Genomic DNA, 6594 nt, shown 5'->3' on the forward strand with positions numbered 1-6594 from the left:
ATTTGAGAAAACAAAGTTATATTTGACATAGAAGAGGGCTTTTTTGTTGTGCAACTCAAAGTTAATTTGAGATACAAAAATTACCCTCTTTTTCTTTTCTTTTTTTAAATGTTTAGGACGCTATTGATTTTGAATTAATAAAAAACTTTTATATCATTGTAAAAATAAAACATAATATATTATAAATCAAGTAGTTATACAAAGTAAAACGATGCAATTAAACGCAAAAGAAAATATTATTATAAAAAATAATCTGAAAATTAAAAAAGTTGTTGATGGTGATGGATTAATTGTTGAAAATATTTTTAATAATCAAGAATTTGAAATTAGATTTTTAGGTATTGATGCTCCAGAGTTAAAATCTTGTAGAAAATTAGCTCAAGATGAAAGAGAAACACATTTAGCTGCTCAATTTTTAATGGAGTTAGGCAGAAAATCTTTAAAATATCTATTGGAAATTGCACCACCAAATACAAATGTTTCAATTTTAGTGGAAAATGAAAACGAAATTGATCTATATGGAAGAACTTTAGCTTATGTTTTTCTAGAAGATGGCACTTGCTTAAACGAAATTATGATAAAGGAAGGATTTGCAAAGCCATACAATCGATATTTTTGTAAAGAACTATCAAAGTATCAGATACTAAATTTAAACGCTAAAAACGAGCAAAAAGGGCTATTTGCATTTTCAAAAAATTGGTAGTGTATTATAGTTAAGAATGTTGTACCTATGTTGTACCCATTATAAAATATTAGATAAAATGTCAATAAATACAATACTTAATGAGGGTTAAAACAATAAACCGCTGTTAGCAAATGTTATTTTTCTTTAATGGATTAGGTTCGTTTTCTAAATGATTAATCAAATTTTCAAACCCAATTTTAAATGAGGGTTTATATTTTTCAGGTTTTTTAATAGAATAACTTTTAATTAATTTTTCTGTATTTGTTTTATATTCTAAATATCTCTCTTCTTGATTTCCCCATTTTAGAATTGCGAGTTTTTTAAACAAAAAGACAGGAAAATTACCTCCAACAGGAATTTCAGTTTGCCGTTCAAATGGAACAGAACCTACATATTCAGCTAAAAAATTAATGTCTAATAATTTTGGGAAAACTTCTTTTTCGTGGTATTTTAAACATTGTATAACTTGGTTTATATATATATTGATATCTTCTTCATTGTTAATTTCATATAAAGAAAACTCAATTTCAGGTTTATAGAATCTCATAAAAGAAATCCCAAAATACTTGCTATAAAAATTGTTTAATTCTTTTAATATTAAAGGATAAATTTTGTCTTCAATTTCAATTAAACATATCTTAAAACCTTCGAACGAAATACGATTATGAAATTGTATTCTAAAGCTAAACTCAATATCGATGCTGTTTTTATTGATTTTAAAGGTTATGTAGTCACTATCTATTATTTTGGATTGATAATTATCTTTTAATTTCTCTAATATTTTTGTCTGTAATATCTTTTTATCTATTGTCATTAATTTAACTTTTTCACGCTTTTAAATGTATCATTTCCATCTCCAAATAGTTTATAAAAACTCTTGATTTCAATAAGAGTTCCTTGGTTTATTTCATCGGGTAAGTCAAGGCTTGTAGTTTCATCAACTGTTTTTGCTTTTTGGGGTTTAAACGCTAAACTTCCTTTTCCTGCTTGGTTTTTAGCAGTAGTTTGTCCGCTAGTAAGTGCTGTTCCTTCACTTAGTTTAGCGTCTACGACAATCATGTTTTCAATCTCATCAAATTCATCGTACTTAATCCAAACTTGGTCGGCAATAAAAAATTCGCCTTTAGCATTACAAGGTGGTAAAAAACCTGGCAAACAAAATTGCATTTGACTTACTAATTTTCTTTGGTCAATATCGGGTATTAGTTCTTTCAGTTTTTCGTATTCTGGACCAGTTCTAGCTTTAACTTTGTTAAGCATTGCTATTTCAAAATCATCTCCTTTTTTAGTTACAGCTTTAAAGAATTCTCGGTCTTTCCATTTTAATAGCTTTGGGTCTGTGGTTTCCTTTATAAGTTCGCCATTGTAAAAAGGGTCGTCTTTAAGTTGTTTCCAAATGAGAATTTCTTCTGTATCTGCTTCAAAAATTTCTTGAAGTCCATATTTTGTATTGTCGAGGTCAACACGTAATTTTTTTAATAATTCAGGATTCGTTCTAGTCTCAAAATCAAGACCTCCACGTTTCAAATGATTCCAAGCTGTTAGATAGTCGGCATCAGATTCTTTTAGCAATTTTTTTAGCTCGATAGGAAACTTTGAGTCTGAGAAATCGTTAACAAAGTCTGTAAAATTTACACAGTAATTTTGTGCTTGTAAACTTAGGTTTAGTAATAGTAGAATTAGAATTTTTAAATGTCTCATTTTCGTGGTCTTGTATAATATTTGCTAACGTCTTGCTAGTAGGCGATGGTCGGGCTAAATAAAGCAATTATTTTCGGATTATCACTAATAGCCCAAATACAAAACCATTTTTCCATTACGCCTAATTCCCGACTATTGCTTACTAGCTGTTATGGGCAGTGCATTTTGTTGTTTTGTCTCCACTTTTATGTAATTGTCAAAAATTGTTCAAATAATATTTTAGCATAATATTTTCCATATTTGTTTATAATAAGTTTGCTAAATAAAAGGGGAATGAAATAAACAATAATAAGTATCCAACCTAAATTTCTTGTTGTTAAGTCGTGAGTACAGAAGGAAAGTACAAGCATAATTATTGAAATAGCTAATGCTAAAAATGAACCACCAATTAAATTTCTGAAAAAGCCATATTCAATATTGTGTTGCAACAACAGAGAATTGTCCCGTAAAACATTTCTAATTTGAGAGACAACTGTTGTTATCAATTTTCTTGCTCTTAATTCATTTGATGATTCTTCAGTTGAAGAAAGTAAGTCTATTCCAAATTTTGTTTTGATTTTTTCTTCTATTTTTTGTTTGATGCTTACTTCAAGTTCATTATTTGATTTTAACAAAATATTAGTTGTAGGCATATTAATTTCGTCTTTGAAATAATGTCTTTGGAATATTTCCTTTGATAAAAACCGATTTATTTGAACAAGTAAAAAAACAATAGCTGATGAAAGTATGATGTCTGTGAGCGATGGTAACAATGAAAATATTTTTTCAAGTTTATCGTGATACAAAGTAGAGACAAACTTATTGTAGAGTATTATTGAAGGTATTGATGTCAATACTGTTGGAAAAAGTCTTGCCTTAAGATAATATATGTTAATTGCCATAATAATTAAGCGTTATATTTAAAAAGAAAATATGCTTGATGTTTTGAATTAAATTGCGGTACACTCCAACCAAGGTTTGCTCTGAAATCTTTTGCAAACTCAAAGTTTTTTACATAAACTTTTAATTGTTCTTCTGATGTGTCTAAAATCACGAAACCTGCTTGATTATTAGTAATTCTTGTTTTTGGATATTTTTCATATGCCAAGTGCTTTGAACTTGCATTGCCAAATAAAGTAACTTTTGGTTTTAGAGTATTTAAAAAGTCGTAGTTTCTATTTGAATCTCTTCCGTGATGTGGTGCAAATAAAATGTCAATATTAGAAACTTCACTTTTGTGATTTTTAAGTATGTAATCCCAAGAATCATCGTGTGTGTCTCCCGCCAAAAGTATTTTCCATTTTCTACCATCCTTTTTTGGCGGTGTAAATAAGATAGCGTAAGAAGCATCATTATAGTCTTCTGTGTCGTTGCCATTTTTTACAAGGTCTGCTGTTGGACACAAAATAGTAATGTCGTCTTCATTGTAATATTGATTGTTTTGTTTTGAAAAATATGTTAAACGCTTGGTTTCTTTATTCTTACCTGCTCGTAGATTTGTATAAAACTTCCAATCTTCTTTGTTGTAGCCACCAAAAAAATTATTGAGGTCGATGTGTTTGTCGTTGTCAGTGTCCCAAGTGTTTACAACTTGAAATTCTTCAAATAAATCTTTTATACCATCCAAGTGGTCCATATCTGGATGCGAAATAATAAACCTAAAAATACTACTAACTTTGAGCTTTGTTTTTAGATAATCAATTGGATTGTCGGGTTCTTTCTTTTGGTTATAGTTTTTCTTATTGGATGGAACGTGAGTTCTATTACTCATTTCTTCTCTTTCCTTTGACTCTTTTACGGCTTTTTCTTCGTCTGTGTCTTCGTCATTGTAAGCATTACTGACGTCCATTACTGTAATTCGTCCTGAATCGTGTTGTATAATATTGCAGTCTCCTTCGAGTACGTTTAAAAAATGAATTATAGCCATAGTCTATTATTAAATTTTGATATTTAGATGCAGTTTTTTTGTCGTTTTCTGCGGTTGCATTGCCCATAACGTTCGCTGCTATATTTCAGTAGCGGAAAAGCACAAACCCAAGTTTCGGTTGATGCCCTAAATTAACAAGTACAAACAAATTATTGAATTTAACCCAATAACCGCTATTGAATATAGCAGTTGTTATAAGCCGTTTTTTATGAATATAGATTTGACAAAAGTAGAGTTTGACCAATCTGACTTGGACACTTTACACGATGTGATTTTTAACGCATTAAGGAAAGAAGATTTGACTAATGAGCAAATTTTAGAATATTGGAATAAACTTCCCGACGACATAAAGATGGAAGCTATAAAATGGGGTGTAGGAGATACACCAACTAGGGATAATATGTATGTGTGGTTTCAGCAAAATGGCTTATAACGTTCCGCCGCTTCAAGAAGTGGTGAACTTCGTAACGGTATATTTTCCACTAAGATAAAAATTCTTGCGAAAGAAAAATGTGAATTTTGCACATTTTTCGCCATTTCTTGAAACGGCTGTGCTTGTTGCACAACTCGAACAAATATATCAAAAAAAACTTGCAAAAAAGTAAAAGAAATTGTATTTTTAACTATGCAAGGAAGAAAAGAACTCACGCCAAAAATGCTCTATCAAGTTCATTTACAGGACCTGATTCCTGAGCATAATTTTTATCGATTGCTTGATACAGCTATCGATTTTCATTTTTTATATAAAGCTACTGCAAAGTATTATGGAGACGAAGGACAGGAGAGCATTGATCCCGTTGTGTTTTTCAAAATCTGTTTGGTAGGCTATTTAAACAACATAAATTCGGATAGGAAACTCATCGAATATTGCTCAAATTGTTTAGATGTTCGCCTTTTTATTCGGTATGACATTGACGAAGCATTGCCTTGGCACAGCACCATTAGTCGCACGCGTCAGTTATATGGTGAAGAAGTGTTTTTAAGTTTGTTTAAAGCCGTTTTAAAACTATGTGTTTCCAAAGGTATGATTCGCGGCAAGCGTCAAGCCGTGGACAGTGTTTTTATCAAAGCCAATGCCTCTATGGATAGTTTGGTAGAGAAAGAAGTATTGGAAGATGCCAGTGCCTTTGTAGATGAATTAGAAGAAAACAGCGAATTTAAAACTACCAGCACTAGAAAGAAACTAGTAGAACAACACCATAATTGGAAAAAAGAAGCTTACAAGAGCCAACCCAATCCTAACTTCAACATTGATAAAGTAGATGAACACGGCAATTCAATACGTCCGAGATTTGTATCGAATCACACCCATTATTCTCCCACCGATTCTGATGCTAGGGTAAGTGTAAAACCAGGAAAAGCAAGACAGTTAAACTATTTTGGACAAATAGCTGTAGACGATGCTCATCATGTAATAACAGGCGCCTGTTCTGATTTTGCAGACAAACGCGATAGTCAGTGCGTGCAAAAAATAGTAGAATTAACAGAGGAAAATCTAAATGAAAATGGCATTGAATTAGAAGAACTTTTAGCCGATGGAGGTTATAGTAGTGGAGAAGCGTTAAAATATTTGCACCAAAAAAACATCGATGCCTATATTCCAAACTTCGGACAGTACAAACCCGAGCGAGAAGGTTTTATTTTCAACAAAGAACTCAACCAATATGAATGCATCAAAGAAGGTTCCAACAAAGCCATTTTACTCTTTAAAGGCGAAAAGAACGATAGCAAAAGCTACACCAAAAACAGCTATCGAAGTAGTGAGCGCGATTGCAAAAACTGTCCACTACGAGAACAATGCTGCGGAAAAAGCACTAAGTATAAAAAGATAGATCACAGCATCCACAAGGAACACTACGATCGAATGCACCAAAAACTGACTCAAAACGCACGCTATGCCAAGCAAATGGTGCGAGTGAGAAGTAAAACCGTAGAACCAGTAATAGGAACGTTGGTCAATTTTACCAATATGAAGCGCGTAAACACAAGAGGAATCAAGCAAGCCAACAAACACGTTTTAATGGCAGCGTTGACCTATAATCTTAAGAAATACTTGAAGTTTATCACCAAAAAAACAAAAACAAAAGCCGGAGTTGTAAGTGAAATACAAGCAAAAGTACCAACTTCTCTAAAAACAGCTTTCATTGACTTGAAAACTGACTTTTTAAGGCATTTTATTTTTACAAACTACAACCTAAAACCAAAAATAAACCTCGCTTAAAAATCCTTAAACGAGGTTGTTTTTTACGCTTATCTTGAAATTTTACTTTTTTAAGAGAGTTGCGCAACAGCTACGTGTGTT

The 6594-nt window shown here is 31.5% G+C and carries 7 protein-coding genes; 3 read left to right on the plus strand and 4 right to left on the minus strand.

The features are described from left to right. Positions 1-211 precede the first annotated feature (211 nt). Complete coding sequence (locus FJV36_RS12840; RefSeq protein WP_158728313.1) at positions 212-703, plus strand: thermonuclease family protein; 492 nt, start codon at positions 212-214, stop codon at positions 701-703. Between the two features lie 106 nt (positions 704-809). Here the strand turns inward: FJV36_RS12840 and FJV36_RS12845 are convergent, their stop codons facing one another. The 4 genes from FJV36_RS12845 to FJV36_RS12860 form a co-directional block, all read right to left on the minus strand. Further along, positions 810-1499, minus strand: coding sequence for a hypothetical protein (locus FJV36_RS12845; protein WP_158728312.1), 690 nt, complete (start codon positions 1497-1499; stop codon positions 810-812). Continuing rightward, a complete protein-coding gene (locus tag FJV36_RS16525) occupies positions 1499-2257 on the minus strand; it encodes a hypothetical protein (protein ID WP_233264538.1) in 759 nt (252 codons plus the stop codon). Before FJV36_RS16525 ends, FJV36_RS12845 begins: the two co-directional genes overlap by 1 nt. A gap of 314 nt (positions 2258-2571) precedes the next feature. Beyond that, positions 2572-3267, minus strand: coding sequence for a hypothetical protein (locus FJV36_RS12855; protein ID WP_158728311.1), 696 nt, complete (start codon positions 3265-3267; stop codon positions 2572-2574). A 5-nt stretch (positions 3268-3272) separates the two neighbouring features. Next, positions 3273-4292 (minus strand): MBL fold metallo-hydrolase, encoded by a 1020-nt coding sequence (locus tag FJV36_RS12860; protein ID WP_158728310.1) that lies wholly within the window; start codon positions 4290-4292, stop codon positions 3273-3275. 208 nt (positions 4293-4500) lie between these two features. Between FJV36_RS12860 and FJV36_RS12865 the strand changes: the two genes are divergently transcribed. Continuing rightward, positions 4501-4725 carry a hypothetical protein gene (locus FJV36_RS12865; RefSeq protein WP_158728309.1) on the plus strand — a complete coding sequence of 75 codons (225 nt, stop codon included), beginning with the start codon at positions 4501-4503 and terminating at the stop codon, positions 4723-4725. 192 nt (positions 4726-4917) lie between these two features. Beyond that, complete coding sequence (locus tag FJV36_RS12870; protein ID WP_158728224.1) at positions 4918-6513, plus strand: IS1182 family transposase; 1596 nt, start codon at positions 4918-4920, stop codon at positions 6511-6513. The last annotated feature ends 81 nt before the right edge of the window (positions 6514-6594 follow it).

Origin of the sequence: Flavobacterium sp. I-STPP5a (genome assembly GCF_009764685.1) — a bacterium.
Taxonomy (GTDB): Bacteria; Bacteroidota; Bacteroidia; order Flavobacteriales; family Flavobacteriaceae; genus Flavobacterium.